This window comes from Bradyrhizobium sp. UFLA06-24, assembly GCF_054967145.1.
The window spans coordinates 1-949 of record NZ_JADFUE010000197.1; the positions used below are offsets into that span (position 1 = coordinate 1).

The window sequence follows — 949 nt, forward strand, 5'->3', positions numbered from 1 at the left end:
GCATATTATATCGCAGCCCGCGGAGCTCATCTTCAATCGGGTCGGCACAGTAATCGCCATGACTCATATCCAGCTGCCTTTCACGCTGCTGCCAATCTACAGTGTAATGAAGACAATTTCGCCCAACCATGTCCGCGCTGCTCGCTCGCTCGGCGCAGGCCCATTCTACGCCTTCTGGAAGGTTTACTTCCCCCAAACCCTGCCGGGGATCGCCGCTGGCTGCCTGCTAAGCTTCATTCTCTGCCTTGGCTACTACCTCACTCCCGCGCTTGTGGGGGGCGCGGCCGACCAGATGATCAGCTATTTCGTCGCCCACTACACCAATGAGGACCTCAACTGGGGCATGGCCTCGGCTCTTGGCGTCATACTGCTCACCGCGACTCTATTGCTCTACTATGTCTACAACAAGCTGGTCGGCGTCGACCGGCTCAAGATGGGGTGAGAAGGATGACCGCTTTCGCCTATGCCTCTCCGCTAGAGAAGAGCTGGCACTATCTGCACCGGCTGATCTGCGGGGCGGTGCTGCTGTTTCTGATCGCGCCAATCCTTGTGATCATCCCGCTGTCCTTCAATTCTGTGCCCTTCTTCAGCTATCCAATGCCGGGGCTGTCACTGCGCTGGTATGAGGAATTCTTCCTAACAGTTCGTTGGCAGGGCGCTCTGTACAACTCCATGTTCGTTGCGATGTCGGTCACGCTGCTGTCGACCACACTAGGCACGCTAGCCGCGCTCGGGCTCAGTCGTCCGAACTTCCCCTGGCGCACGGCGGTGATGAGCCTGTTGATCTCGCCCATGGTCGTCCCGGTCGTCATAACCTCGGTGGCGGTGTATTTCTTCTATGCCGATATGAGGCTGCTCAACAGCTATACCGGGCTGATCCTAGCGCATACCACGCTGGCTACGCCCTTTGTCGTCATCGCCGTGACCGCGACCCTGATGGGTTTCGACC

At 58.2% G+C, this 949-nt stretch carries 2 protein-coding genes; both read left to right on the forward strand.

Features of this window, described 5'->3' with window-relative positions:
* A partial coding sequence (locus tag IF809_RS38605) for an ABC transporter permease (protein ID WP_462840085.1) occupies positions 1 to 442 on the forward strand: 442 nt, incomplete at its 5' end.
* Positions 443 to 447: 5 nt separating this feature from the next.
* The coding region (locus IF809_RS38610; RefSeq protein ID WP_462840086.1) for an ABC transporter permease at positions 448 to 949 on the forward strand (502 nt) is incomplete at its 3' end.